This is a genomic window from Streptomyces novaecaesareae (assembly GCF_000716875.1).
Classification (GTDB): domain Bacteria; phylum Actinomycetota; class Actinomycetes; order Streptomycetales; family Streptomycetaceae; genus Kitasatospora; species Kitasatospora novaecaesareae.
Genome location: NZ_JNWQ01000031.1, coordinates 51,053 through 75,411, shown reverse-complemented (window position 1 = coordinate 75,411; position 24,359 = coordinate 51,053). Strand labels below are relative to the sequence as shown.

Here is a 24,359-nt window from a genome sequence, read left to right as displayed (position 1 = left end):
TGATACGGCGACCACCGAGATCTACACTAGATCGCTCGTCGGCAGCGTCAGATGTGTATAAGAGACAGTGTCTGTGGTGGGCGGGTGTCGTTGTTCCGGGCGTCGGTCGTGAACAGTGGGAGGCCCCGGGATGCGGCGCCGAGGACGGGTGTGGGCACGGGGGGTGGCGGCGGTGGCCTGCTGTCTGGCCGTCCTTACGGGGTGCGGTGGCGGTGGCGGTGACGGCCCGGCGGGGGACGGGGCTGCGTCGGGGGCGGCGGCTGTGCCTTTCGTGCCGTCTCGGGCGGTGCTTGCTGTTGTGCCGGCCGATGGTGCGGTGGACGTGCAGCCGGAGGGTGCGGTTCGGGTGACGGCTTCGCAGGGGCGGTTGGTCTCGGTTCGGTTGGCTGATGCCAAGGGGGCCGAGGTGGCGGGGACGATCGGGCCGGACGGTGCCGGGTGGGTGCCGGACGGGGCGTTGCCGCTGGGGACCGCGTTCACGCTGGACGCCGTCGCGGAGGACGGCCAGGGGCAGCGGGCGGCCCAGCACTCGGCGTTCTCGACGGCGGCCCGGGCGCACACCTTCGTCGCCTTCTTCACGCCGGAGGACGGGTCCACGGTCGGGGTGGGCATGCCGGTCTCGTTGCGCTTCAGCAGGCCGATCGCCGATCGGGCGGCGGTGGAGCGGGCCGTCCGGGTCGGGGCCGATCCGCCGGTGGTGGTGGCTGCGCACTGGTTCGGCAACCAGCGGTTGGACTTCCGTCCGCAGCAGTACTGGGCGGCCGGGACGAAGGTCACGGTGGCGCTGCGGTTGAAGGACGTCCAGGGTGCGCCCGGTGAGTTCGGTACCCAGAGCCGGGATGTGCGGTTCACCGTCGGTCGGGCGCAGGTCTCGACCGTGGACCTGGATGCGCACACCCTGACCGTCCGGGCCGGCCGGGGCGGCAAGGTGGTGCGGGTGCTGAAGGTCTCCGGCGGCAGCCCCGAGCACTCCACCTACCGGGGGGTGATGGTGGTGTCGGAGCGGTACAAGGTGACCCGGATGAACTCGCAGACCGTGGGCATGGGCGACGAGTACGACATCAAGGACGTGCCGCACGCGATGCGGCTGACCGGCTCCGGCACGTTCATCCACGGCAACTACTGGGCGGATCCCGGGGTGTTCGGCCGGGCCAACACCAGCCACGGCTGCATCGGCCTGGCCGACGACAAGGGCGGGGCGAGCAAGGACACCCCGGCGGGCTGGCTGTTCGAGCACACCGTGCCGGGGGACGTGCTGGAGGTGACGGCCTCGGCCGGGGACTTCGTGCCGCCGCAGAACGGGCTCAACGGCTGGAACCTGCCGTGGGAGCAGTGGGTGGCGGGGAGCGCCCTGCGGTAGGCCGCCCGGTTCACCCCGGCTTCGCCCGGTTCCGTCCCGGACACCCCTGAGGATCCGCTCAGACGGCCCGGTTATCCTGCTCCGACGCGTCCGCAGACCGGCGCGAAAGATCGGCGCCCGGTGCAACTCATGGGGGCACTCAACGCGTCAACAGAGTGGATACCGGGAGGGGAGAAACCGTGAAGACGGGTAAGACGGCCGGCGCCGCGATACGCACCACCAGCCGCTACGGGCGGAGGGGCGCGGTGGCGGTGGTCATGGGCGGGGTGCTGCTGCTCACCGCGGCGTGCAACGACGACAAGGGCAGTGGTTCCGACGGTTCGGGCTCGGCCGGTGCGGCGGGTTCGGCGGGCGCGTCGGCCCCGGCGGACGCGGGCGGTTCGGCGGCGCCGAAGACCTCGGCCGCGGTGATCGCCGTCGAGCCGAAGGACGGCGCCCAGAACGTCCAGCCGACCGGGCTGGTGGTGTCCGTCTCCAACGGCAAGCTGAGCGCGGTCGAGGTGACCGACAAGGACGGGAAGCCGGTCCAGGGGGCGATCACCCCGGACGGCACCGGCTGGAAGCCCGCGGCGGCGCTCACCGTCGGCATGGCGTACAAGGTGAACGCGCAGGCCAAGGACGCCGAGGGCCTGGTGGCCGCGTCCACCACCTCGTTCACCACCCTGACGCCGGACAAGAAGATCTCCACCAACGACAACATCAGCGACGGCGCCACCTACGGCGTCGGCATGATCGTCTCGGTGGAGTTCAACAAGGCGGTCAAGAACAAGGACGCCGTCGTCAACGGCATCACCTTCGAGAGCAGCAACGGCACCGTCGTGAAGGGCCACTGGTTCAGCGACACCCGGGTGGACTTCCGCCCGGAGCAGTACTGGGCGCCGGACACCAAGGTGACGATCAAGTACCGGCTGAAGAACGTCGAGGTCGCCCCGGGCGTCTACGGTGACGTGGACAAGGACGAGCCGTTCACCATCGGCCGCTCGCAGATCTCCACCGCGGACGCCAAGTCGCACCAGATGACCATCGAGCGGGGCGGTCAGAGCACCACCGTGCCGGTCACCCTGGGCGCGGACGCCACGCCGTCCTGGGGCGGGACCATGGTGGTCATGTCCAAGGAGAAGGTCACCCGGATGAACTCGCAGACCGTCGGTCTCGGCGGCGAGTACGACATCCAGGACGTGCCGCACGCGATGCGGCTGACCACCTCCGGCACCTTCGTGCACGGCAACTACTGGGCCAGCCCGTTCGGCAAGAGCAACGCCAGCCACGGCTGCGTGTCGATGCAGGACGTGAAGGGCGGCAGCGACACCTCGGTCGCCGGCAAGTTCTTCAACGACTCGATGGTCGGCGACGTCATCAAGGTCGTGAACACCAAGGAGAAGACCGTCTCGCCCTCCAACGGGCTCGGCGGCTGGAACGTGGGCTGGGCCAACTGGTAGGCCCTACCCGGAGGTTGGCCCGGGTACTCCGGGCACTCCGGTGAGTTCTCGCCGAGCGGTCCGATCCTCACCCGTTGGGGTCGGGCCGCTCCGGTTTCCGGGGCGTGCAGCCCCGTGCATGGCGCAACCTTTCCGATGGCCGGGTCCACGGGGAGTTCGGGGAGTTCAGAGGAAGGGGATCGACGTTGAGGTCGATACGCAGAGTGGTGGCCGTCGGTCTGGTCGGCGGGGCAATGACGCTGACGGCCGCCTGTGGCGGTGGCGGGGGCGGGGGCGGTAGCGCGGCCAAGGCCGACCTGGGGGCCGGCGCGGCCGCCTCCCAGCCCGCGGCCGGCTCGCAGCCCGCGGCGGCCCCCACCAGCGCGGCGCCGAAGGTCTCGAAGGCTGCGGTGAGCATCGAGCCCAAGACCGGCTCGGTGGACGTGGCACCGAACGCGATCAAGGTCGGTGCGACCGGCGGCAAGCTCACCACGGTGAAGGTGAGCGACAAGACCGGCAAGGAGGTCCCCGGCACGATCTCCGCCGACGGCTCCTCCTGGACGCCGTCGGCCGCCCTGGCGGTGGGCACCGCCTACCAGGTCAGCGCGATGGCCGCGGACGCGGACGGCGCGGTCGCCCAGGCGGACAGCAACTTCACCACGCTGACCCCGACGGCGCTCGCCAAGGCCTCCGACAACGTGGACAACGACGCCACGTACGGCGTCGGCATGATCGTCTCGGTGGAGTTCAGCAAGGACGTCAAGAACAAGGACCAGGTCGCGAAGGGCATCACCTTCGAGACCAGCAACGGCACCGCGGTGAAGGGCCACTGGTTCGGCGACCGCCGGCTGGACTTCCGCCCGGAGCAGTACTGGGCGCCCGACACCAAGGTGGTTGTGCACTACCGCCTCAAGAGCGTGGAGATCGCCCCCGGGGTGTACGGCGGGGACCGGGACGAGCCCTTCACGATCGGGCGATCCCAGATCTCGACGGTTGACGCCGCCGCGCACACGATGACCGTCGCGCGCGGGGACGGCCAGAACTCCGAGATCGACATCACCTCCGGCTCGGACGACCACCCCACCTGGAACGGCACCATGGTCATCATGTCCAAGGAGGGCACGGTGCGGATGCAGTCCAGCACCCTGCCCGGCATGACCGGCGCGCCCTACGACCTCCAGGTGCCGCACTCGATGCGCCTCACCACCTCCGGCACGTACGTGCACGGCAACTGGTGGGCCAAGAACAGCATCTTCGGCGGCGACAACGTCAGCCACGGCTGCGTCGGCCTCAAGGACGTCGAGGGCGGCGGCGACTCCACCACGATGGGCAAGTTCTACGGCGGCTCGATCGTCGGGGACGTGGTGATCGTCAAGAACTCGATCAAGAAGGAGACCCTGGCGCCGGACAACGGCCTCAGCGGCTGGAACGTGCCGTGGGGCTCCTGGTAAGCACCTGGTAGCAACGCGTTCTGGTCAACCCGGGTTTGACGGTCACGTCGCCCGGGTTGACTGTCCTTGCATCCGGCATATGCCGACTCGGGCGAGATCGTTTGTTCATTGTCCGTACGCGGCTGCTTGCGTTCCGCAATGATGGTCCGCATGGCGGGTTGGGGCGAAACAGATCAGTCATCAGTTCCCGGGGCCGGCACGGTCGCCGCGACGTCCTGGGTCGACGTCCGGGAAGCGCTCTCGGCGCTGGAGCGGCTCAGTTCCGAGGAGCTTGAGGAGATGTATTCCGGCAGGCTGTGCGATCAGTCCTCGCCGAGCGAGGTGCGGCTGCCCTCCCGGCCGGAGTCGGGCCCGGTGGCCCGGCGGCTGGTGCTGTCCGTCCTGGAGTCCTGGGACCTCCACCAGCACCTGGAGGCCGGGGAGTTACTCACCAGCGAGCTGGTGTCCAACGCGGTGCGGCACGCCGCCGGGCGCACCATCGGTCTGCAGGTGAGCCGCAAGCCGGGCTGGCTGCGGGTCGAGGTGCGGGACTCGTCGCGGGCGCTGCCCTGCATGATCCTCGCGGAGACGAAGCCGGTGAACGAGCGGGGGCGGGGGCTGAAGGTCGTCGACGACCTCGCCGACCGCTGGGGTGCGGATCTGCTGCCGCGCGGCAAGGGGGTCTGGTTCGAGCTCAAGGTGCGCGAGCGGCACTGACGTCTCTACTGACGTCTCTGTGGGGAAAACACGCAGGGCCCCCGAGGTCGCCGTGGTCCGGCGGATGGGGGCCCCTGCAAGTCATCGCGTCGGCCAAGGGGGTGCGTGCCGCGCGATGGGCGTCGGCAGTGCCAGGTCGGGCCCGCCGAAGTTCGATGCCTTGACTATTGCACGAATCTCAGCATGTGGGCAAACCGGGCGACTGGGAATCCAAGGTTTGTAACTTAGTTCACCTTTGGATTTTGCATAGGTTAACGCTGCTGCCTGTGAATATTCATGATCGCGGCGCTGTGCTCAGGGCCTGGCGGATGCGGGCCGCGTGGCGGTGGACGGCGGCGGGGGAGAGGCGGGGCGAGGGCGGTGCGCTGCGGTTGATGCCGCCGGGGGAGCGGCAGGCCCGGCAGAGGCCGCCGAGGAGGGCCTCGGGGCGGCAGGGGGTGCGGCAGTCGGTGCACTCGACGATGCGGGCGGGCTGGGGGTGGGGGCGTTCCGGCGGCAGCTTGTCGATCAGGCGGCGCCGGGTGAAGCCCGCCGGGCTGTGAACGTCGGGCGGAAGGTTCGCGGTGAGCGCGGCGGTGAAGAGGGCGAGGGTGGTGCCCCGATCCAGCCACTCGGCGGCGAGCGGTTCGAGGGCGGCGCAGTCGGCGGCGGATAGAGCGAGCCGGGCGTCCGCGACGCCGAGGCCGGCGAGGGCGGTGTAGGCGGGGGAGGCGCGTCGCTCTTCCGGGGGGTCGGGTGCGGCGTCCGTTGACTCCTTCGGGCTGTCGCCGGTGGCGATGAAGTGATTCCACCAGGCGTCGCTGCGAGGCGTCCGGGAGAAGTAGGTGCGGAACACCCACTGGGGCCGGTCGGCGTTCACGCGCTCGCGGACGCGGCGCAGGTGACCAGCGGTGGAGAGCCTGTTGAGGGCCGTACGGACGGCCATCTGCCCGAAGAGGGGCTGGTAGGCGGCGAGGGTCTTGACGTCCATCGCGGCGCCGTCGGGGAGGTTGTTGATCAGGCTGGCGAGGTACGCCTCGCGGACCGGGAGGTGCGTGAAGTCGTCGGCAGCCGGAGGAAGTTGCCCCGGGGCGCTCTGCTTGCCGTAGCCGGGCGAGGCCATGGGGACGGTAGAGTCGTGGGTAGCCACAGGATCGAGTCCTTCGTCGATCGTGATGGTCAGACCCCCGTTCGGTGTTGGAGCACCGGCGGGGGTTGTTCGTTGATGCGCACGCTACACGGCGCGACCGGCCGTGGTGAAGTCGTGACGATTAGTCATATCTGCTGCGTGCGAGGGTGGTTGGAAGGTGGTTACCCACCCATTCCACTAAGGGATCACTCGGACTCGGCGACTTGAGCTTCGGCAGCGAGGGCGACGAAGGCGGACCAGGCGGAGGGGGAGAAGGTGAGGGTCGGGCCGGTCTTGTCCTTGGAGTCCCGGACGTGGATGGCGGAGGGGGAGGGGGCAACTTCGATGCAGTTCCCGCCCTCTGTGCCGCTGTGGCTGGACTTCACCCAGGCCAGGTTGGTGCTCATAGCTCCTCCGCCAACTTGTTGATGAAACTAGCCGACTCCTCGGGGCTGAGGGCCTGCCGGAGGATCATCGCATGGCGCTGCCATAGCAGATTCACCTTCTCCGGGTCGGCGGACAGCAAGCCCATGGACTGGCCTTCCTCGTAGGCAAGGCGCTCATGATCGGCAGTCTCTAGCAGGACGAATGCGCCATTGACGCCCGGATGTAGACACCTGGCAGGTACTACCTGAATGTCGATGTGTCTGGGCTTGCCTGCTTCAAGGAGGCGGTTCAACTGCTCCTTGTGTTCTGAAGCGGTGCCAACCCGACGGAGGAGAGCGAACTCATCGATGAGGAAGCTGAACGACTTTGTCTGCTTGCTCAGGATCGCCTGCCGATCCAATCGGCCCGCAACTCGTTCTTCCAGGGTGTCGTCGTCGAGTGGCGGCCAGTGTGCGTTCAGCAGGGAGCGGACAGTGGCCTCGGTCTGAAGCAAGCCAGGGACGAGCTGGTTCTCGTATGAGCTCAAGACGGTTGCCTCGGGCTCATATTTCATGAAGTCCTGCGAGAAGGAGGGGAACTTCTCCGGCTTCAGGAAGTCCACGGCCCCCAGCAGCATCCCCTTCGCGTCGCACAACTCATCCGCCACCTGAAGCAACTTGAGCGACGGCCTCCTCCTCCCCGCCTCCATCGACCGCACGCTCTCGATGTCGTAGCAGGCCGCCTGGGCCAGCTTCTCCCGGGTTACGCCCGCGCGAGTGCGCCACCGCTTGAGCTGATCGCCGCAGTACTTCCACGACATCGGGTTCTCCTTCGGCGTGCTCATCGCCCGGTGCCCCTCCCTGCCCTGGTCACAGGGCGGTTCAAGCTCTCGCTGTACCTGTCGTGTTACTGCTGAGGCTATGCCCGTCTGCCGACTCTTGAAGGGTGAAATGGCCGAACTCAGCTCTTGTGAGTGACGCCGTCCGTACACCCCCCAAGGACTCTGATGCTCACTCAGCCCGTCGATGTCGTCGAGTGGATGTTCCCCTGCCTCCCCCGCAGCGCCGGCCGCGCCCGTGTCCGCTTCATCCGGCAGGCCTTCCAGTGGGAGATGCCGATCGACTCCGCCGAGACTGGCCTGATCCTCCTCAGCGAGCTCGTCACCAACGCCTGCCGCCACGCCTGCTCCCCGCGGGGCCGGATGATCGGTGTCCGCGTTCTCCTCCCCACGAGCACCCTGCTCCGCATCGAGGTCTCGGACGCGAACGCCGAACTCCCGACCATGCGCCACGCCGCCGCCGAGGACGAGTCCGGCCGGGGCCTCGAACTCGTCGCCTCCCTCGCCACCTCCTGGGGCGCCCACCCGCGCGGCGAGGGCTACATCGGCAAGACCACCTGGTGCGAACTCGCCCTCCCCTCGCCGGCGGGGCCTGTCTCAGATCATCTGATTCCATGCGGCTGATGACTGCAACAGAGGCTTCGAGAAGCTTCGCCGCCGTGCTGGACTCGGCAGAGCACGGTGAGACGATCATCGTCACCCGAGGCGGTCGGCGCATTGCCGTGATCGGGCCGGCCCCCTCGGGTAACGGAGCCGCGCTGAATGACGTTCTCCGGCGATTCGGGCCGGATGAGGACTTCGCGGCGGATGTGGCGTCCGCTCGCGCCATGCTCAACGACAGGGTGGCTGAGTGGCCCGCCGACTGATTCTCGACACCACTGACGCTTCCGCCGGATTCTCGGACCTTCCCGGCGTCCAAGCGATCACGCTCGGCGTCTCAGGTTGAGGTGCTGCGTGGGAAGTCGGCCTGGCCGACTTCCCACGCAGCACCGTTTCCCGCCCGGGTAGCATCGGGGGCGTGAACCTGTACTGGCACGTCGTGCTGCCGCCGCTCAGCGCCTGATCGGGCGCGCGCGTCGGTGGCTTGATCCCCTTCGTCCCGGCTCGGCCTGGTGAGGTCGCCGTGGGCTGATGGCGTGCGCCCGTTCTCGAAACCTCCTCTGACGGTCTTCGACGACGGAAGTTCACCACTGTGCCGAATCGTTTGTCTTCGCCTGCCCACGCCATTCCCTCGGCTCCCCGCCGCGCCCGCTCGCGCGGCGGCGCGCTGCCGATCCTGATCGCCGCCGTGCTCTGGGGCACCACCGGGACGGCCAGTTCGCTGGCCCCCGGGGGCGCCCCGGCGGCGGGGATCGGTGCCGCCGGGCTGGTCCTCGGCGGGCTGCTGTTGTTCCTCACCGACCGCACCGCCTGGGCGCTGCCCCGGCGGTGCGGGGCGCGTGAACGCTTGCTGCTGGCGGCCGGTGCGGTCGCGGTGGCCGGGTATCCGGTGACCTTCTACCCGGCGGTGAGCCGTACGGGCGTTGCGGTGGCGACGGTGATCGCGCTGGGCAGTGCGCCGGTGTTCACCGGCCTGCTCGGGTGGCTCGCCCGGCAGGGGCGGCCGAGCGGGCGGTGGGCCGGGGCGACGGCGCTGGCCGTGCTCGGCTGTGCCGTGCTGGTGCTGGGGCCCGAACTCGCCGGTGGTGGCGCGGCGGTGGACCCGGCCGGGGTGCTGCTGGCGGCGCTCTCGGGGCTCTCGTACGCCGTGTACTCGCTGATCGGCGGGCGGCTGATCGCGGGCGGACACCCCTCGGGCGGGGTGATGGGGGCGATGTTCGGCGGCGGGGCGCTGATCGTCCTGCCGGTGCTGCTCGCCGGTGACCTGGAGTGGCTGGCCTCGGCGCGCGGCACGGGCGTGGTGCTGCACCTCGCGGTGATCACCACCTTCCTCGCGTACCGCCTGTTCGGCCACGGCCTGCGGCACACCACCGCTCAGACGGCCACCACGCTGACGCTCGCCGAACCGGCCGTCGCCGCCGTGCTGGGTGTCGCGGCGCTGGGGGAGCGGCTGCCCGCCGTCTCCTGGTGCGGGCTGGCGGTGCTGGCCTGCGGGCTGGCGTTCCTGGCGCTGCCCGCTCGGCGGTAGACGCATGACCGCGCGGGAAGTCGGCCCGGCCGACTTCCCGCGCGTGCTGGTCAGATGGAGAAGTGGGCGGCGATGCCGTCCAGGACGCAGTCGAGGCCGGTCTGGAACTGCCAGTCCGGGTCGTCCTTGCGGGTGGCCTCGCCCAGGTAGCGCTGGTAGCTGGGGTAGCGGCCGGTGCTCATCAGCCAGCTCATCCGGGGGGCGAGGCCGGCCCGGGTCTGGTCGCCGTCGGACCAGCCGTGCTCGCGGCGCATGGTTTCCAGGGCGACTTCGGCGGCGACCGAGCCGTGGACGTAGCCGGTGACGGTGCGGAACACCGCCATGGTGGTGTCGGCGTCCAGGCCGTGCTCGGACAGGACCGCGAACGCGTGCTCGGGGACGGCGAGTTGGTTGGGGCTGAGGGCGCCCGCGGTGGCCGCCCGGACGGTCCAGGGGTGGGCCAGGTTCATCGCCCGCAGGTGTACGGCCAGGGAGCGCATGGCTGCCCGCCAGCCGTCGGCGGGTTCGTCCAGGGGGAGCAGGCCGTACACGAAGTCGACCATCAGCTCGATGAGTTCGTCCTTGCCGGAGACGTACCGGTAGGCGGCCATCGGGGCGACGCCGAGCGCGCCGGCCAGGCGGCGCATGGTGACCGCGTCCAGGCCCTCGGTGTCGGCGATGGCGACCGCCGCCTCGGCGATCCGCTGCGGGGTGAGCGTGGTGCGGGGCGCGGGGGCGGGGCGGGCGAGGCGCTCCCAGAGTGAGAGCTGGGCCTTGTCGTCGCCGTCCGCGGGGGCGTCTCCGGCGCGGGCCTGCTGGGCGGGCATGGGGCGGGCTCCTTCCGACTGGGGTGGGCCCACCGTACCACTCCGCGTGTACGGCGTATCGGCAGTGGACGCCGTACACCTCGATGTGTACGTTGTATCTGGCAGATACGCCGTACACAGCGGCGGCGTCCCGCACGTCCCGGAGGGGGATCCCATGTCCACGGACACGTCCACGGAGCAGAACCTGAAGGTCGCGGTCATCCTCGGCAGCACCCGCACCGGCCGGTTCGGCCCGGTCGTCGCCGACTGGCTGCTCGGCCACCTCGACGGGCGCGGCGACATGACCGCCGACCTGGTCGACCTGGCGCAGACCCCGCTGCCGACCACCTTCCCCTCCTTCGGCGGCGAACTGCCCCCGGGGGACGTCGAGTTGCTGACCGCCGTGGCACCCCGGCTGGAGGCCGCCGATGCGTTCGTGTTCGTCACGCCCGAGTACAACCACAGCTTCCCGGCCCCGCTGAAGAACGCCATCGACTGGCACAACCAGCAGTGGCACGGCAAGCCGGTCGCCTTCGTCTCCTACGGCGGCCTCTCCGGCGGCCTGCGGGCCGTCGAACAACTGCGGGTGGTCATGGCCGAACTGAACGCGGTGACGATCCGCAACACGGTCAGCTTCCACGGCGCCGCCCAGTGCTTCGACGCCGACGGCAAGGCCCTCGACCCGGCCGCCGACGCCGCCAAGACCATGCTCGACCAACTCGCCTGGTGGGCGCTGGCCCTGCGCGACGCCCGGCAGACCCGCCCGTTCGCGGCCTGACCCCGGAAGAGGTGGAGGACATGACCACGGAACCGGCCGGGGAGCCGGCCAAGCCGCCGCTGCTCGGCGTGATCGGACTGATGCTCGGCATCTTCCTCTCGGCCCTCGACGGCCAGATCATCGGCACCGCGCTGCCGACCATCGTCGGCGACCTCGGCGGACTGGAACACCTGTCCTGGGCGGTCACCGCCTACCTGCTCACCTCCGCCGCCGCCACCCCGCTCTGGGGCAGGCTCGGCGACCTGTACGGGCGCAAGGGCGCCTACCAGTGGGCGGTGGTGCTGTTCCTGGCCGGCTCGATGGCGGCCGGACTGGCGCAGGACATGGGCCAGTTGATCGCCTTCCGGGCCCTGCAGGGGGTCGGCGCGGGCGGGCTGATGGTCGGCGCCCTCTCGGTGATCGGGGTGCTCGTCCCGGCCTCCGACCGGGGGCGGGTGCAGTCGGTGATCGGCGTACTGATGCCGATCGCCTTCGTCGGCGGGCCGCTGCTCGGCGGCTTCCTCACCGACCGGTTCAGCTGGCGCTGGGCCTTCTACGTCAACCTGCCGATCGGGCTGTTCGCGCTGCTCGCGGTGGGGGCCGGGGTGCGGCTGCGGACCGAGCGGGTGCGGGCGCCCTTCGACTGGGCCGGGGTCGCCCTGCTGACCACCGGCATCCTCGCGCTCACCCTGGTCGGCAGCTGGGGCGGCACCACGTACGCCTGGACGTCGCCCCGGATCCTCGGGACGGCGGCGGTGGCGGTGGTCGCACTCGCCTGGTTCACCCGGGTCGAACGGCGCGCTCCCGGACCACTCGTCCCGCCCGCGCTGTTCCGCAGCCGCAATTTCACGGTGGCCCAGGTGCTCGGCTTCCTCACCGGCGCGGTGATGCTCGCCCTGATCGGCTACCTGCCGCAGTACCTGCAGTTCGTCCAGGGCACCTCGCCCACCGCCGGCGGCCTGCTCCTGCTGCCGCTGATGCTCGGCATGATGGGCACCCAGCTGGCGACCGGCCGGCTGATGAGCCGACCGGGCGGCGAGCGGCGCTACCCGCTGCTGGGCGGCGCGCTGGCCCTGCTCGGAGCCGCTCTGCTGCTGCTCCTCGGCACCGACACCCCGGTCGCGCTGGCCTCCGGGCTCACCGCCGTCGCCGGGATCGGCATCGGCCTGCTGATGCAGAGCACCCTGCTGACCTCGATGGGCGCCGTCCCCCGCCGGGACATGGGCGCCGGGATGGGCGTGGTCACCCTGCTCCGCAGCATCGGCGGCTCCCTCGGCATGGCCGGCCTCGGCGCGGTCTACACGGCCCGCCTCGCCGGCTCGCTCGCCGACCGCCTCGGCCCGGCGCAAGCCGCCTCCCTCACCGGCGGCGGCCATCTCACCCCGGCCACCCTCGCGGGCCTGCCCGCCCCCGTGCGCGACGCCTTCGGCACGGCGGTGACCTCGGGACTGCACGGCGCGGTGGCGGGCGGCGTGGTGCTGGCGGCGGTGGCCACCGCGGTGGCCTGCCTGGCCCGCCCCCAGCCGGAAGCCGCACCGGAGCCGGCCGGCGGCGAGGCCGCTGTGCGTACGGGCGCGGGCGCGGCGTAGCCCCGGCGGGCGGTGCGTGGGTCAGGCGCGGCGGGCCGGGGTCAGCCGGCGGCGGCCGGGCACTGGGCGGCGAAGCAGAAGCCGGTGAGCTCCGCCTCCCGGAGGGCCTGGAGCCCGGTGGGCCAGTCGCCCTCGGGGCCGGCCACGATGACGGCGTAGGCGGTGCCGTTCGGGCCGTTGACGATGTGGTCGACCGCTCGTCGGACGGTGCCGGAGGAGTGGTTGTAGGCGTACTCCAGCTCCGCGCCGCCGCCGGCCGTCCGCTCCAGGCGGATGCGGTGGTAGCCCGGGAACCTCGTCGCGTCGCCGGCCAGGGCGGAGTCGGTGGCGACGGCCTGGTCGTACGGGGCGTTGGCGTCCATCGCGTACACCTGGACCAGGCTGAGCTTGTCCGGGGGCTCGTAGAAGGTGGAGTGGCCGTCGTTCCGTCGCTGCCAGCCGTCCGGGACGACGAGGGTGAAGCCGCTCGGGTCCTGGACCGGGGCGAGGTGCGGCCCGGTCGGCGTCGGGGTCGGGGTGGGCGTCGGGGGCGGAGTGATGGGGGTGGAGGTGGCGGACGGCGTGCGGGAGGGGGAGCCGGAGGCCGTGACCGGGGGTGCGCCGGTGAGGGTCGTCGTGCCCGTCGGCTCGGCTCCGTCCCGGTGTCGGGTCAGCAGGTACCCGCCGCCGCCCGCGAGCACCCCGATGAGGGCGCCGGCCAGGGCGGCCACCAGCAGCCGCCGGGGCGGCCGCTTCCCGGTGGGCGGCGGGCTCTGCGGCCCGGGGTCGCGCGGCGGGGTGATCAGCGGTGGCTCGGCCGGCGGTGCCGGTGGGCCGACCGGCGGTGGCGGGGGCGAGGTCGGGCGCGCGGGTGTGACGGGGGGATCCACCGGAGGCGGTGGCGGGGCTGCCTCGCCCGCCGGTGGCCGGGCCACCCACTGCTGGCTGTCCTTGTCCCAGTACGTGCCTGCCACTGCCGTTCCCGCTCCCCCGTCGTCCCCGATGCCCGTTTCCGCGATGCCTGTTTCCGCGATGCCCGTTCCGCGACGCCCGCTCAGCCCAGGAACTGCTCGATCGCCTGCACGACCGCCAGCGCCGAGGCGAGCCCGGAGACCACCGTGGTCGAGCGCCGGAGGAGGTCGCGAAGCGCTTCCAGGCGGGTGCGCGGGGCGGTGCCGGTCTGTTCGAGGGCCGTGCCGACGGCGTCCAGCTCCTGCTCCACCTCGGCCACGCCGTTGCCCTCGGCCCGGGTGAACATCGGCAGCTGACCCCTCAACTGCCCCATGGCCTCCAGCAGTTCGCGGGCCGAGGGGGTGAGGCGGGTCGAGGCGTCGACGGCCGTCGCGTCCTCCCCGGAGGCGACGGCCCCGCCGGTCATCGTGCCGATCGAGACCCCGCCGGGCGCCGGGGCGGGCACCCTCAGCCCGCTCACGTCCGGCAGAGGTCCGGGCTCCCCGGCCCGCTGCGAGCGGTCCTCCGCGCGGGCGCCGCGGCCCGAGGCGACGGCCCCGCCCGTCATCGCGCCGATCGACACCCCGCCGCTCGCGGGGGCCGGCGGAGTGCTCTCCTCGTCGTGCCGCACGTTCTGCTCCTCGCTCATCCCTGATCCCAACTCCCGAGACACGCTTGTGAATCCGCGACGCTACGACGGCTGCCCGCCGGCCGGTGGCGTGACCCCCGCAGACGCGGTGCCGCCGTTGGTGGCGACGGCCCCGCCGCTCATCGAGCCGATGTGGATCCCGCCCTCCATCACCTGCACCACGGTCTGCTCGAAGCGGCCGGTCTCGTACCCCATCTGCTCCAGCGCCACGCGCACGCCGTCGATGATCCGTTCCTCGATCGTCTTCAGGTACCGGCTGGCGTCCAGCTCCTGGAAGAGCGAGACGGTCGAGGAGGCGACGAGTTCGCGCAGCGAGACGACCGGGCGCGCGGCCTCCACCAGCGTGCTCTCCGCCGCACCGCCGGCCGGGCCGCCCGGGTGCAGCAGCGAGCGCAGCGCGGCCGGCCCGGCGGTGAACGCGGACACCGCCGGGCGCCCGAGCTGCAGCCGGGTGCCCCACTGGGCGATCGCGTCGGCGCGCAGCTCGTAGTCGCGCCGGACCGGCCCGAGCACGTGCGGGACGACCTCCAGCACCAGCAGGTTCCCCTGGGTGTGCACGCGCAGCTGGACGGTCAGGACCACCTGCTCGTCCCAGGCGCCGACCCGCACGCGCAGGAAGTACCGGCGCTGCTCGCCGCCCTCGTCCACCGCCTCGGCGACGTGCCGGGCGACCTCCTCCGGCTCGCGCGGGACGTCGCCGCGGGCGGGCCCGTACGGCAGGTAGACGAGGTGGTCGATCTCGATGTCCTTCAGCCGGTCGAGGCTGGTGTCGGCGGAGGCCTGCCGCAGGTCCGCCAGCAGCGGGAGGACCCGTTCGAGGACGGCCCGGGCGGTGAGGCTCCCCTCGGGCGCCACCGGCCCGGTCTTGCGGCGCTTCAGCTCCAGGGCGAACGACCAGGGGCGGTGCGGGATCCCGGAGCCGAGGAAGGGGTCGGCCGGGTCGTAGACGACGAGCTGCGAGTACTGCTCGGTGGCGATGGCCGCGTGCAGCGCCCGGTAGCGCGGCCGGTCGGGCAGCGGGCGGGGCGGCTGGCGCCGGAAGGCGTCGCGGGTCAGCTCCCTGCGGACGGTCTGGGCGATCAGCAGGCGGTGCCCGCCCACCGTCGCCGCGAGCAGCAGCGGGAACAGCACGCCGTACGGGGCCGAGTCGCCGAGGGTGAGCAGCGCCAGGGTCCAGTAGAGGATCTGGGTGATCACGGGGACGGCCGAGCGGAGGCCGCCGACGGCCTTCCGGGCGGCGGACTGCGAGCCGGCCGGGCCGGCCAGCGCGCGCGCCCGGTCCTCGGCGGGCTTGGCGAACCAGGACACCAGGGTGACCAGGGCGTACAGGACGGCGAAGTTCGCGAGGTACGGCGTCAGGAAGTGGGAGAGCGTGCCGAGCACGCTGTCGGACGCCGACTCCTGGCCGTACGAGTCGCCGTAGTACCCGCTGCTCAGCCCCTGCCCGTAGGACTTCCAGTAGCTGCTGCTCGGCGGGTGCTGGAACAGCGGCCAGCAGACGGCGCAGAAGAAGGCCGCCCAGATCGCGGCGAGCACCGCGCCGGTGCGGATCTCCAGCGCCCGGGCCCGGAGGGCGTGCGCCAGGACGGTGACCAGGTCGAAGCCCAGGGACGGCGGGACGGAGCGCTCGTCGTGCTCGACCAGTTCGGCGATGACCCGCCGGCGGAAGTCCGGGTCGAGGTGCACCCCGGCGCAGAGCAGCCGGGTGGCCTCGGACTTCGCGTACGGCGACACCGGCGGCGGCTCGCCGGGCGGCCCGTCGGGCGGTAAGGACGGTGCGGGTGGAACGGGTTGCTCGGCGGGCCGTACGGGCCCGGGCCGGACGGTCATCCGCCTCCCCCTCTGGGATGAACCAACTCGCCGAGATTATGGCCCGGTTGACTGGCCGTCGGCCAGTGGAAATGCGAAAGCCCCCGGACGGAGCAGAACTCCGCCCGGGGGCCAGGGGCCGCTGATCAGCACTCGATGACGTTCACGGCGAGGCCGCCGCGCGAGGTCTCCTTGTACTTGATCTTCATGTCGGCGCCGGTCTCCTTCATCGTCTTGATCGCCTTGTCCAGCGAGACGTGGTGCCGTCCGTCGCCGCGCAGCGCCATCCGGGCCGCGGTGACGGCCTTGACCGACGCCATGCCGTTGCGCTCGATGCAGGGGATCTGGACCAGGCCGCCGACCGGGTCGCAGGTGAGGCCGAGGTTGTGCTCGATGCCGATCTCGGCGGCGTTCTCGACCTGCTCGGGGGTGCCGCCGAGGACCTCGGCGAGGCCGCCCGCGGCCATCGAGCAGGCGGAGCCGACCTCGCCCTGGCAGCCGACCTCGGCGCCGGAGATGGAGGCGTTCTCCTTGAACAGCATGCCGATGGCGCCGGCCGCGAGCAGGAAGCGGACGATGCCCTCGTCGTCGGCGCCCGGGATGAAGTTCAGGTAGTAGTGCAGCACGGCCGGGATGATCCCCGCGGCGCCGTTGGTCGGCGCGGTGACCACCCGGCGGCCGGAGGCGTTCTCCTCGTTGACCGCCATCGCGTAGAGGGTCACCCACTCCATCGCGTTGGCCGGGCCGATCCCCTCGGCGCGCAGCGTCCGCGCGGCCGCGGCGGCCCGGCGGCGGACCTTGAGGCCGCCCGGCAGGATGCCCTCGCGGGTCATCCCGGCCCGCACGCACTCCTGCATCACGGACCAGATCTCCAGCAGCCCGGTGCGGATCTCCTCCTCGCTGCGCCAGGCCTTCTCGTTCTCCAGCATCAGGCCGGAGATGGACAGCCCGGTCTCCCGGCTGAGCCGGAGCAGCTCGTCGCCGGTGCGGAAGGGGTACTTCAGCACGGTGTCGTCGGGCTTGACCCGGTCCGCGCCGATCGCGTCCTCGTCCACGACGAAGCCGCCGCCGACCGAGTAGTAGGTCTTCTCCAGCAGGGTCGAGCCGTCCGCCGCGTACGCCCAGAGGGTCATGCCGTTGGCGTGGTACGGCAGCGAGCGGCGCCGGTGCAGGACGAGCTGGGTGTCGGGGTCGAAGTCGATGGGGTGCTCGCCGAGCAGGTTGAGCCGCTTCTCGGCGGTGATCCGATCGACGTCCTTGTCGGCCCGGTCGACGTCGACGGTGCGGGGCGAGTTGTTCTCCAGGCCGAGCAGGACGGCCTTAGGGGTGCCGTGGCCGTGGCCGGTGGCGCCCAGTGAGCCGTACAGCTCGGCGCGCACACCGGTGACCTGGGCCAGCAGGCCTTCGGACCGCAGTCGGCGGGCGAACATCCGGGCGGCGCGCATCGGGCCCACGGTGTGGGAGCTCGACGGGCCGATGCCGATGGAGAAGAGGTCGAAGACACTGATGGCCACGGAGGACGTCCTTGTCTGGTCTCGTGGAAGGACAGGGCGGTGCACGGAACGGGGCACCGCGCGCACTGTCCAGTGTGCGCGGTGCCCCGGAGTGACAGGCGCCCGGCCGGAGTGAGGCCGGTCACCCGTGGCCGAACTAGAGGTTCGGGTAGAGCGGGTACTTCTCGGCGAGCGCGGTGACGCGGGCCTTCAGCGAGGCGGCGACGGTCTCGTCGAAGGCGGGCTTGAGCGCCTCGGCGATGATGTCGGCGACCTCGCGGAAGTCCTCGGCCTGGAAGCCGCGGGTGGCCAGGGCCGGGGTGCCGATGCGCAGGCCCGAGGTGACCATCGGCGGGCGCGGGTCGTTCGGGATGGCGTTGCGGTTGACGGTGATGCCGACCTCGTGCAGGCGGTCCTCGGCCTGCTGGCCGTCGAGCTCGCTGTTGCGCAGGTCGACCAGGACGAGGTGGACGTCGGTGCCGCCGGAGAGCACGGACGCGCCGGCCTCGGCGACGTCGGCCTGCAGCAGGCGCTCGGCGAGGATCCGGGCGCCGTCCAGGGTGCGCTGCTGGCGCTCCTTGAACTCCTCCGAGGCCGCGACCTTGAAGGCGACGGCCTTGCCGGCGATCACGTGCTCCAGCGGGCCGCCCTGCTGGCCGGGGAAGACCGCGGAGTTGATCTTCTTGGCGAACTCGGCCTTGGACAGGATGACGCCGCCGCGCGGGCCGCCCAGGGTCTTGTGGGTGGTGGTGGTGACCACGTCCGCGTAGGGCACCGGGTTCGGGTGCAGCCCGGCGGCCACCAGGCCGGCGAAGTGCGCCATGTCCACCATGAGCAGCGCGCCGACCTCGTCGGCGATCCGGCGGAACTCGGCGAAGTCCAGCTGGCGCGGGTAGGCCGACCACCCGGCGATGATCAGCTTCGGCTGGTGCTCCTTGGCGAGGCGCTCGACCTCGGCCATGTCGACCAGGCCGGTCTTCTCGTCGACGTGGTACGCGGCCACGTTGTAGAGCTTGCCGGAGAAGTTGATCTTCATGCCGTGGGTCAGGTGACCGCCGTGGGCCAGGCTCAGGCCCAGGATGGTGTCACCCGGCTGGATCAGCGCGAACATCGCGGCGGCGTTGGCCTGCGCGCCGGAGTGCGGCTGGACGTTGGCGTGCTCGGCGCCGAACAGGGCCTTGATGCGGTCGATCGCGATCTGCTCGACCACGTCGACGTGCTCGCAGCCGCCGTAGTAGCGGCGGCCGGGGTAGCCCTCCGCGTACTTGTTGGTGAGCACCGAGCCCTGGGCCTCCATGACCGCCACCGGGGCGAAGTTCTCGGAGGCGATCATCTCCAGGGTGGTCTGCTGGCGGTGCAGCTCGGCGTCGACCGCGGCGGCGATCTCCGGGTCGAGGGCGTGCAGGGACTGGTTGAGAACCGTCATGGTGTGTTCTTCCCGGTGGAGGAGGAAAGGGGGCCGCGGGGCTGGGGGGCGACCGCCGCGCGACGGCCGCCCCGGTCAGGGTCTCAGCCGCCGATGAGGGCGGTGTACTCGTCCGCGCTGAGCAGCTCGTCGGTGGACTCCACGCGCACCTTGAACAGCCAGCCGCCCTCGAACGGGGCGCTGTTGACCAGGCCGTTGTCGTCCAGGACGTCCTGGTTGATCTCGGTGACCTCGCCGGTCACCGGGGAGTACAGGTCGCTGACCGACTTGGTGGACTCCAGCTCGCCACAGGTCTCGCCGGCAGTCACGGTGTCGCCGACCTCGGGCAGCTGCACGTAGACGATGTCACCGAGCGCGTCGGCGGCGTGCTTGGTGATGCCGACCGTGGAGACACCGTCCTCGGCGGCCGTCAGCCACTCGTGCTCCTTGGTGTACTGCAGGTGCTGGGGGTTGCTCATGGCGTCATTCTCCAGGATGGGAAGCGGGTACGGCGAAGCGGGCCGCCGCGAGGACGGCTTCGACGTGCGGGTATGGGGAAAACCGGGTGCCGGAGGGCGGTCAGCGGGCGCGCTTGTAGAACGGCAGCGCCACGACCTCGACCGGCTCGTGCTTGCCGCGCACGTCCACCGCGACGGTGGTGCCGGGGGTGGCGTGCGCCGCGTCCACGTACGCCATCGCGATCGGCCGGCCCAGCGTCGGGGAGGGCGCGCCCGAGGTGATCCGGCCGATCGGGGCGCCGTCGGTGGAGACCACGGTGTACTCGGCGCGCGGGACGCGCTTGCCCTCGGAGACCAGGCCGACCAGCACCTTGGGCGGGTTGGTCTCGGCCGCGGCGGCGGCCTGCTCCAGCGCCTTGCGGCCGACGAAGGCGCCGTCGTTGGTGGTCTTGTCGAAGCGGACGACCCGGCCCAGGCCCGCGTCGAACGGGGTGAGGTCGGTGGACAGCTCGTGCCCGTACAGCGGCATGCCCGCCTCCAGGCGCAGCGTGTCGCGGCAGGACAGACCGCACGGGATCAGGCCGCGGCCCTCGCCCTCGGCGGTCAGCGCCTGCCAGATCGCCTCGGCGTCGACCGGGTGGCAGAAGATCTCGAAGCCGTCCTCGCCGGTGTAGCCGGTGCGGGCGAGCAGCACCTCGCGGCCGGCCACCCGGGCCGGGAGGATCGCGTAGTACTTCAGGCCGGGCAGGTCGGCGTCGGTGGTCCCGGCCAGGATCGCGGTGGACTCCGGGCCCTGGACGGCGATCAGCGCGTAGGTGTCGCGGTCGTCGGTGACGACGGCGTCGTAGCCCTTGGCGCGGGCGATCAGCTCGTCGAGGACCAGCTGGGCGTTGGAGGCGTTGGCGACGACCAGGAAGGCGTCCTCGCGCAGGCGGTAGACGATCAGGTCGTCCAGGATGCCGCCGTCCTCGGCGCAGATCATGGTGTAGCGGGCGCGCAGTACGCCCAGCGCGGAGACGAAGCCGACCAGCGCGTGGTCCAGCATCTCGCCGGCCTGCGGGCCGGTGACGGTGATCTCGCCCATGTGCGAGAGGTCGAACAGACCGGCCTTGGTGCGGACGGCGAGGTGCTCCTCGCGCTCGCTCCCGTAGCGCAGCGGCATGTCCCAGCCCGCGAAGTCGGTCATGGTCGCGCCGAGGGCGCGGTGCAGCGCGTCGAGCGCGGTCAGGCGGAGGGACGACATGGCCAGGAACTCCTCGGTCGGGGCACTCAGGGGTGCACGCGCCGGACCGGACCCGCTCGGGGCCGACCCCGCGCGCGGGCATGCGGCGGCGTGGGTCTCCCCATCTGTCGTCGAACCTGAGAGCTTCACCGCCCAGCGGCCCGCAGCTGTTTCCAGCATCGGGGACGGCAGGGCGGCTTGCACCGTGGGTGGGCGCGCGACACGGTCGTGCGCCGCTTTCCAGATGTGCCTAACCCGTGCGGTAGGGGGGCCTGAGAGATTCCGGGGAGGACTTGCTCCTTCGGCGCCGGCTGTGCCGTCGGGCGGCACTCCGGGCTCTCCCGCGCGGGTTCGAGCGGCCGGTGTGGAGTTGTGGGGCCCGCGGCGCATGCCGTCGGACGCGCACATCATGGCACGTCCGTGGCGAGGAGGGGAGAGGGGACCCGGTCACACGGGGCGGTACCGAACAGCAGCCCTGGGGAGGGCCCCCGAAACCCCTAGACTGCTGCGCGTCGGCGCAGAGGGCGGCCGACCGGCAGAGGGCGGAATCGGCGGCGCATGGGATACCCGGTGGAGCAGCAGCAGGGATGGGGCGGTCCGGAGGGGGCGCCGGCGGGCGGCACGTGGCCGGCCAACGAGCTGGAGCAGGTGCTGACCGCGGCCCTGGGCGACCCGGGCGCGACGCCGAGGGTGATCGAGGTGCTGGCCCGCAGCCAGGTGTGGGTGCCGCTGCCGGCCGGGGCCGACCCGCAGGGGCAGTCGCTGGACCTGCCGACCATCGAGCTGGCCGGCGACCCGTACGTGCCGGTGTTCTCCTCGCAGGAGGTGTTCCTGCAGCAGGCCCCGGGGATGGCCTTCGCGATCGCGCCGGCCTGGGAGTTCGCCCGCGGGCTGCCGCTGGGCGTGGGCATCGCGGTGAACCCGGAGGCGGCGGTGGGCATCCCGGTGCCCCCGCAGGGCGTGGCCGAGCTGCGCCGCGGGCCGCGCGAGGACCGCTGGGAGGGCGCCGAGGACCCGGCGGCGCCGAGCGGCGGCCGGGTGGCGCTGCGCGAGCCGGTGCCGGGCGAGGACCCGGAGCACTTCCTGGCCGCCTGCCGGGCCGAACTCAGTGCCCTGCCCGGGGTGTTGACCGCCCGCAGGGCGCTGGCCAGCATCGAGGGCGAGCCGACGGTGATGTTCGTGGGCGTCCAGTTGGATCCGGCGGCCCCGGCCGACCCGGGCGCGGTGAACGAGGCGCTCGGCCGGGCGCTGGGAACCGCGCCGCTGCCGGGCGGCGTCCACCTCGTACTGCTCGACCTCGCCGAGGACCCGGTGGTCGAGTGGCTGCTCACCCAGGTCATGCCGTTCTACACGCGGGTGTGAGCGGGGTTCGTTCGTAGGCACGTCGCCGTGGCGGTGGCCGGTGCCGCGCCATAGGGTGCGTGCAGACGGCCGACGGGCCGGCGGGTTCGAGGAAAGAGGCGCGGCGAGGTGGGCGCATGAGTGCGGGAACGGGAGCGGGCGGGGTGCCGGGGCCCTGGGGCCAGGCACCGGCCGGGCGCCCGGGAGCGGATCCGGGCGCGTTGGAGCAGGCCCTGCGCGAGGTCGCGCCGGAGCGCTACGACGCGTACGAGCGGCTGCTGCACGCGCTGGCGGACGGCCGGGTCTGGATGCTGCTCTGGCACGGCACCCCGGGCAGTCCGGACGCGCAGTACGGGAACATGGAGATCAGCGGCCACGGCTACGCGCCGGCCGTCACCTCGCCCGAGCAGCTGGCCGCCTCCGGCTGGGCGCGGGCCCACGAGGTCATCTCCGGCCGGGAGATCGCCGCGTCGCTGTACCGCACCCGCTGGGGCCTGTGGCTCAACCCGCACGCGCCCGGCGGCGGCGTCGGCGTGCCCTGGGCGGACCTGCGGCGGATCGCCGCGGGCCTGGACCGGCTGCCGGCCGGTCCGTTGAAGCTGAGCGAGCCGCAGATCGACGCCCAGCAGTTCTTCGCGCTGCTGGAGCGGCAGGCCGGGGAGGTGCGGGCGGTCCGGGCGCTGCGCCGGGCCTGGGTGCAGCCGGCGGTGGGGGAGCCGTACCTGGCGATCGGCCTGGACCTGTACGAGAGTTCGCCGCCGGCGGTGGAGGCGGTGCGCGCGCTGATGCAGCGGGCGATCGCGGTGGCCCCGGAGGGGCTCGCGGTGTCCACGGTGGCGATGTCGGACGAGTACGACCCGGTGGCGCTGTGGATGCGCGCCAACTCGCGCCCGTTCTTCGACCGGGAGGCGGGCCGCCCGGCGACCGGCCCGTACCCGCCGGTGCCGCCGCCCCCGTACCCGTCGGTGCCGGGGCAGCCCGCACCGGGGCAGCCCGCACCGGGGTGGTCGTACGGGACGCAGCCGCCCGCGCAGGGCTGGCAGCAGCAGCCGCAGGCGCCGTGGCCCGGCTACCCCGGGCGCTGACCGCCCAATACCATTTTTTGCCGAAATCTTTACCGAGAAGCCGACTTGACCACCCGTCAAGTCGGCTTCGTTGCTTTCCGGACGAATTGTTCGGTTCGCGTACCCGATCATCTTGACATGGCTGTTACAGCCGTGTGAAGAGGGATATGCCGGAGGTCGGGGAGGTGCATGCCTGCAGATCACAGTTGGGCATCTCTCGGTTGTCAGGGCTGGCGCAAGCCAGTTCGGATGGCAGAGAGTTCTGCGCAACGCATCGCGCGTTCTTGCACCCCACAAGGGTGAACGCGCACGCCGACAGCCCGTCCACGCGAAGCCCATCCCGCGTGGTGGCAGTGTCCGTGCACGACGCACTGCCGTGAACACCCGCTCCTCCTAAGAACCTTTCGCACGTCCGCAGCCGCACCGCCGAAGCCGGCGACCGGCACCCGTGGGCCGGCCACCGTCGGCGAGGGGACCAACTGACCATGACCGCATCCGTCACTACCGCCGGGAACGAACCGGAGGCACCCGCCACCGCGAGCCCGGCCAAGAAGATCGAGGGCCGCTCCCTCGGCCAGATCGCCTGGACCCGCTTCAAGCGCGACAAGGCCGCCGTCGCCGGCGGTGTCGTGGTGATCCTGCTGATCCTGCTGGCCGTGCTGGCCAAGCCGATCGAGTCGATGTTCGGGCTCGACCCGGACGCCCTCCACCAGGACCTGCTGGACGCCGACCTCGGCGGGCTGCCGTTCGGCGACTGGGGCGGCATGAGCTGGGACCACCCGCTCGGCGTCGACCCGCTGCAGGGCCGAGACCTGCTCACCCGCGTCATCGAGGGCTCCTGGGTCTCCCTGCTGGTCGCCTTCGGCGCGACCGTGCTGTCCAACACCATCGGCACCGTGCTCGGCATCATGGCCGGCTACTACGGCGGCTGGGTGGACACCCTGATCAGCCGCGTCATGGACGTGTTCCTGGCCTTCCCGCTGCTGCTGTTCGCGATCGCGATCTCGACCTCCCTGCAGGGCGGTGCGTTCGGCCTGCACGGCCTCCCGCTGCACATCCTGGTGCTGATCTTCGTGATCGGCTTCTTCAACTGGCCCTACATGGGCCGGATCGTGCGCGGTCAGACGCTCTCGCTGCGCGAGCGGGAGTTCGTCCACGCGGCCCGCAGCCTCGGCGCCCGCGGCCCGTTCATCCTGTTCAAGGAACTGCTGCCCAACCTGGTCGGTCCGATCCTGGTCTACTCGACCCTGCTGATCCCGACCAACATCCTCTTCGAGGCCGGGCTGAGCTTCCTCGGCGTCGGCATCCAGCCTCCGCAGGCCTCCTGGGGCGGGATGCTCCAGGACGCGATCCGGTACTACCAGGTGGACCCCCAGTACATGGTGGTCCCCGGTCTGGCGATCTTCATCACCGTTCTCGCCTTCAACCTGCTCGGCGACGGGCTGCGCGACGCCCTCGATCCCAAGAGCAACTGACGCCGCGTCAGGCCACC

Annotated in this window: 23 protein-coding genes and 1 riboswitch; of the genes, 12 read left to right on the top strand and 11 right to left on the bottom strand. The window is 71.8% G+C overall.

Annotation, left to right across the window (positions count from 1 at the left end):
- The first annotated feature begins 130 nt into the window (after positions 1–130).
- The 4 genes from OP86_RS14365 to OP86_RS14350 all read left to right on the top strand — a co-directional run bounded on the left by OP86_RS14365 (position 131) and on the right by OP86_RS14350 (position 4,925).
- Complete coding sequence (locus tag OP86_RS14365) at positions 131–1,360, top strand: L,D-transpeptidase (RefSeq protein ID WP_030057458.1); 1,230 nt, start codon at positions 131–133, stop codon at positions 1,358–1,360.
- A gap of 179 nt (positions 1,361–1,539) precedes the next feature.
- Entirely contained in the window at positions 1,540–2,799 is a 1,260-nt protein-coding gene (locus tag OP86_RS14360) for a L,D-transpeptidase (protein ID WP_078588393.1), read from the top strand.
- A gap of 185 nt (positions 2,800–2,984) precedes the next feature.
- The gene (locus OP86_RS14355) at positions 2,985–4,229 is read left to right on the top strand and encodes a L,D-transpeptidase (RefSeq protein WP_030254989.1); all 1,245 of its coding nucleotides are present in this window, start codon (positions 2,985–2,987) and stop codon (positions 4,227–4,229) included.
- 279 nt (positions 4,230–4,508) lie between these two features.
- Entirely contained in the window at positions 4,509–4,925 is a 417-nt protein-coding gene (locus OP86_RS14350; protein ID WP_051830080.1) for an ATP-binding protein, read from the top strand.
- A gap of 274 nt (positions 4,926–5,199) precedes the next feature.
- Here OP86_RS14350 and OP86_RS14345 read toward each other — a convergent pair whose 3' ends face one another.
- From OP86_RS14345 to OP86_RS14335, 3 genes are all read right to left on the bottom strand, one after another.
- A complete protein-coding gene (locus OP86_RS14345) occupies positions 5,200–6,054 on the bottom strand; it encodes a hypothetical protein (RefSeq protein WP_030057454.1) in 855 nt (284 codons plus the stop codon).
- A 185-nt stretch (positions 6,055–6,239) separates the two neighbouring features.
- Entirely contained in the window at positions 6,240–6,440 is a 201-nt protein-coding gene (locus tag OP86_RS14340; RefSeq protein WP_030057453.1) for a DUF397 domain-containing protein, read from the bottom strand.
- Entirely contained in the window at positions 6,437–7,243 is an 807-nt protein-coding gene (locus tag OP86_RS14335) for a helix-turn-helix domain-containing protein (RefSeq protein WP_030057452.1), read from the bottom strand. The genes OP86_RS14340 and OP86_RS14335 overlap by 4 nt, the downstream gene beginning before the upstream one ends.
- A 162-nt stretch (positions 7,244–7,405) precedes the next feature.
- Here OP86_RS14335 and OP86_RS14330 point away from each other — a divergent pair, with 162 nt between their 5' ends.
- From OP86_RS14330 to OP86_RS14320, 3 genes are all read left to right on the top strand, one after another.
- Positions 7,406–7,861 carry an ATP-binding protein gene (locus tag OP86_RS14330; RefSeq protein ID WP_030057451.1) on the top strand — a complete coding sequence of 152 codons (456 nt, stop codon included), beginning with the start codon at positions 7,406–7,408 and terminating at the stop codon, positions 7,859–7,861.
- Complete coding sequence (locus OP86_RS14325; RefSeq protein ID WP_030057450.1) at positions 7,852–8,103, top strand: type II toxin-antitoxin system Phd/YefM family antitoxin; 252 nt, start codon at positions 7,852–7,854, stop codon at positions 8,101–8,103. The genes OP86_RS14330 and OP86_RS14325 overlap by 10 nt, the downstream gene beginning before the upstream one ends.
- A gap of 338 nt (positions 8,104–8,441) precedes the next feature.
- A complete protein-coding gene (locus OP86_RS14320; RefSeq protein ID WP_106973413.1) occupies positions 8,442–9,365 on the top strand; it encodes an EamA family transporter in 924 nt (307 codons plus the stop codon).
- 50 nt (positions 9,366–9,415) lie between these two features.
- Here OP86_RS14320 and OP86_RS14315 read toward each other — a convergent pair whose 3' ends face one another.
- The gene (locus tag OP86_RS14315; protein WP_030057448.1) at positions 9,416–10,171 is read right to left on the bottom strand and encodes a TetR/AcrR family transcriptional regulator; all 756 of its coding nucleotides are present in this window, start codon (positions 10,169–10,171) and stop codon (positions 9,416–9,418) included.
- Between the two features lie 154 nt (positions 10,172–10,325).
- On the opposite strand from OP86_RS14315, the gene OP86_RS14310 reads away from it, so the two are divergent.
- Both OP86_RS14310 and OP86_RS14305 read left to right on the top strand, forming a co-directional pair.
- Positions 10,326–10,928 carry an NADPH-dependent FMN reductase gene (locus OP86_RS14310; protein WP_030057447.1) on the top strand — a complete coding sequence of 201 codons (603 nt, stop codon included), beginning with the start codon at positions 10,326–10,328 and terminating at the stop codon, positions 10,926–10,928.
- Positions 10,929–10,948: 20 nt separating this feature from the next.
- The gene (locus OP86_RS14305; RefSeq protein WP_063832373.1) at positions 10,949–12,496 is read left to right on the top strand and encodes an MDR family MFS transporter; all 1,548 of its coding nucleotides are present in this window, start codon (positions 10,949–10,951) and stop codon (positions 12,494–12,496) included.
- 41 nt (positions 12,497–12,537) lie between these two features.
- On the opposite strand, the gene OP86_RS33560 is transcribed toward OP86_RS14305, so the two are convergent.
- The 7 genes from OP86_RS33560 to gcvT all read right to left on the bottom strand — a co-directional run bounded on the left by OP86_RS33560 (position 12,538) and on the right by gcvT (position 20,483).
- Positions 12,538–13,449, bottom strand: a complete 912-nt coding sequence (locus OP86_RS33560) for a hypothetical protein (protein ID WP_157849738.1) — start codon at positions 13,447–13,449, stop codon at positions 12,538–12,540.
- Between the two features lie 80 nt (positions 13,450–13,529).
- On the bottom strand, positions 13,530–14,075 hold the full coding sequence (locus OP86_RS14295) for a hypothetical protein (protein ID WP_030255007.1): 546 nt from the start codon (positions 14,073–14,075) through the stop codon (positions 13,530–13,532).
- 42 nt (positions 14,076–14,117) lie between these two features.
- Positions 14,118–15,905: a hypothetical protein gene (locus OP86_RS38045; RefSeq protein WP_063832372.1), complete on the bottom strand. Its 1,788-nt coding sequence runs from the start codon at positions 15,903–15,905 to the stop codon at positions 14,118–14,120.
- A 125-nt stretch (positions 15,906–16,030) separates the two neighbouring features.
- Positions 16,031–17,398, bottom strand: coding sequence for an L-serine ammonia-lyase (locus OP86_RS14285; protein ID WP_030057443.1), 1,368 nt, complete (start codon positions 17,396–17,398; stop codon positions 16,031–16,033).
- A gap of 136 nt (positions 17,399–17,534) precedes the next feature.
- On the bottom strand, positions 17,535–18,803 hold the full coding sequence (gene glyA, locus OP86_RS14280) for a serine hydroxymethyltransferase (protein ID WP_030255015.1): 1,269 nt from the start codon (positions 18,801–18,803) through the stop codon (positions 17,535–17,537).
- 83 nt (positions 18,804–18,886) lie between these two features.
- Positions 18,887–19,261, bottom strand: coding sequence for a glycine cleavage system protein GcvH (gcvH, locus tag OP86_RS14275; protein WP_030057440.1), 375 nt, complete (start codon positions 19,259–19,261; stop codon positions 18,887–18,889).
- A 100-nt stretch (positions 19,262–19,361) separates the two neighbouring features.
- Complete coding sequence (gcvT, locus tag OP86_RS14270; RefSeq protein ID WP_030057439.1) at positions 19,362–20,483, bottom strand: glycine cleavage system aminomethyltransferase GcvT; 1,122 nt, start codon at positions 20,481–20,483, stop codon at positions 19,362–19,364.
- A gap of 229 nt (positions 20,484–20,712) precedes the next feature.
- A riboswitch (glycine riboswitch) is annotated at positions 20,713–20,816 on the bottom strand.
- Positions 20,817–21,020: 204 nt separating this feature from the next.
- Between gcvT and OP86_RS14265 the strand changes: the two genes are divergently transcribed.
- The 3 genes from OP86_RS14265 (at position 21,021) to OP86_RS14255 (ending at position 24,342) form a co-directional block, all read left to right on the top strand.
- The gene (locus tag OP86_RS14265) at positions 21,021–21,824 is read left to right on the top strand and encodes an enhanced serine sensitivity protein SseB C-terminal domain-containing protein (protein ID WP_030255018.1); all 804 of its coding nucleotides are present in this window, start codon (positions 21,021–21,023) and stop codon (positions 21,822–21,824) included.
- A 116-nt stretch (positions 21,825–21,940) separates the two neighbouring features.
- A complete protein-coding gene (locus OP86_RS14260; RefSeq protein WP_167344207.1) occupies positions 21,941–22,888 on the top strand; it encodes an enhanced serine sensitivity protein SseB C-terminal domain-containing protein in 948 nt (315 codons plus the stop codon).
- Between the two features lie 464 nt (positions 22,889–23,352).
- Positions 23,353–24,342 carry an ABC transporter permease gene (locus tag OP86_RS14255; protein WP_030057435.1) on the top strand — a complete coding sequence of 330 codons (990 nt, stop codon included), beginning with the start codon at positions 23,353–23,355 and terminating at the stop codon, positions 24,340–24,342.
- Positions 24,343–24,359: the final 17 nt, after the last annotated feature.